This window comes from Micromonospora sp. URMC 106 (assembly GCF_051386395.1).
Lineage (GTDB): Bacteria > Actinomycetota > Actinomycetes > Mycobacteriales > Micromonosporaceae > Micromonospora.
Map to the genome: position 1 here is coordinate 1 of NZ_JBPQTP010000221.1, position 2,027 is coordinate 2,027.

Genomic DNA, 2,027 nt, shown 5'->3' on the forward strand with positions numbered 1-2,027 from the left:
TCACCCACTTCAACCACCTCTTCTGGGACACCGGCGCCACCCGCACCACCGTCATCGAGCACGGCATCGTCCCGCCCGCGGTGGAGTACACCGGCGAGCTGGAGCGGCTCGCCGTGGTCATCAACGAGCCGGTACGCCGCTGGCGGGTCACCGGCACCGACCTGCTGCCCCGGTTCGCCGAGATCGCCCCGCTGGACGTCTTCGGGATGAAGGTGGCCGGGCTGGCCGACCACCTGGGCCTGCCGGCCGACCGGCTGGCCAGCCACGACGACGTCCCCCAGCACCGGATGCACGCCGAGCTGGGGCGGCGGCGGGCGTACCTGCACCTGTGCCGGTGGACGTCCCTCGGGCTGAGCCTGATCGAGGCGATGTCCATGGGGATGCCGGTCGTCGCGCTGGCCGCCACCGAGGCGGTGATGGCGGTGCCGCCCGGCGCCGGAGCCCTGTCCACCCGGATCGACACCCTGCTGGACGCCGCCCGCCGGTTCGTGGCGGACCCGGCGGAGGCGCGCCGGGCGGGGGCCGAGGCCCGCGCCGCCGCCCGGGACCGCTACGGCCTCGACCGTTTCCTCGCCGACTGGGACCGGCTGCTGGAGGAGGAAGTATGCGCATCGCGATGATCTCGGAGCACGCCAGCCCGCTCGCCATCCTGGGCGGCGAGGACGCCGGCGGTCAGAACACGCATGTCGCCGAGCTCTCCGCCGCGCTCGCGGCCGCCGGACACGACGTGCGGGTCTACACGCGCCGCGACGCGGTGGACCTGCCGGTGACCGTACGCAGTCCCGACGGCTACGACGTCGTGCACGTCCCCGCGGGGCCGGCCGAGCCGGTCGCGAAGGACGCGCTGCTGCCGCACATGAAGGATTTCAGCCGCTGGCTCGTCGACCGGTGGCGGGGCGGGGACTGGATGCCCGAGGTGATCCACGCGCACTTCTGGATGAGCGGCCTCGCGGCGCTGGCCGCCAGCCGGCAGACCGGGGTGCCGGTGGTGCAGACCTACCACGCCCTCGGCGTGGTCAAGCGGCGGCACCAGGGTGTGCAGGACACCAGCCCGGCCCGCCGGATCGGCTACGAGCGGGAGCTGGGCCGGTCGGTCGACCGGGTGATCGCGCAGTGCCAGGACGAGGTCGGCGAGTTGGTCCGGATGGGGGTGCCGCGGTCCCGGATGACGGTCGTTCCGTCCGGGGTCAACCTGGGCACGTTCGCCCCGCTCGGGCCGACGGCCGAGAAGGAGGACGGTCGGCCGCGGATCCTCACGGTGGGCCGGCTGGTCGAGCGGAAGGGCTTCCAGACCGTGGTCCGGGCGATGGCGTACGTGCCCGGAGCCGAGTGCGTGGTGGTCGGCGGGCCGCCCGCCGGCCTGCTGGAGACCGACCCGTACGCCCGCCGGCTGCGCGCCCTCGCGGTCACCTGCGGGGTGGCCGACCGGGTGCGGTTGGTCGGCGCGGTGCCCCGGGAGGAGATGGGCCGCTGGTACCGCTCGGCGGACATCCTGGTGGCCGCCCCCTGGTACGAGCCGTTCGGGCTCACCCCGCTGGAGGCGATGGCGTGCGGCGTGCCGGTGGTGGGCACCGCCGTGGGCGGGATCAAGGACACCGTGGTCGACGGCGTCACCGGCGACCTGGTCCCGGCCCGGGATCCGCGCGCGCTCGGCACCGCGCTGCAACGCCTCCTCGACGACCGGATCCGCCGCTTCGCGTACGCGACGGCGGCGCGGGAACGGGCCCGGCGACGGTACTCCTGGGCGGCCACGGCGGAGCGGCTGGTCGAGGTCTACGACGACGTGGCGGCGGTGCGCCGGCCCAGCAGGGTGGTGGCCCGATGACGGCCCCGACCCCGCTCGACGCCCACCTGGCGAACCTGGCCGCGGCGCTGCTGCCCTTCCGGCAGTACGAGGAGCTGCTGGCCGGGTGGGGCGAGACCCTGGCCCGCCGGCTGGTCGACGGCGGTCGGCTGCTGGTGGCCGGCAACGGCGGCAGCGCCGCCGAAGCCCAACACCTCACCGCCGAACTCGTCGGCAAACTCCG

2 protein-coding genes and 1 pseudogene are annotated in these 2,027 nt (G+C 75.1%); all 3 read left to right on the forward strand.

Annotated features, from left to right (window positions below; genetic code table 11):
- Positions 1-620 (forward strand): glycosyltransferase (locus ACSNOB_RS31800; RefSeq protein WP_436691124.1); only part of this gene is annotated, 620 nt, incomplete at its 5' end.
- Positions 605-1,825, forward strand: coding sequence for a glycosyltransferase (locus tag ACSNOB_RS31805; protein ID WP_436691126.1), 1,221 nt, complete (start codon positions 605-607; stop codon positions 1,823-1,825). The genes ACSNOB_RS31800 and ACSNOB_RS31805, both read left to right, overlap by 16 nt.
- Positions 1,822-2,027, forward strand: a pseudogene (locus tag ACSNOB_RS31810) (phosphoheptose isomerase); the annotation flags it as partial. The gene ACSNOB_RS31805 and the pseudogene ACSNOB_RS31810, both read left to right, overlap by 4 nt.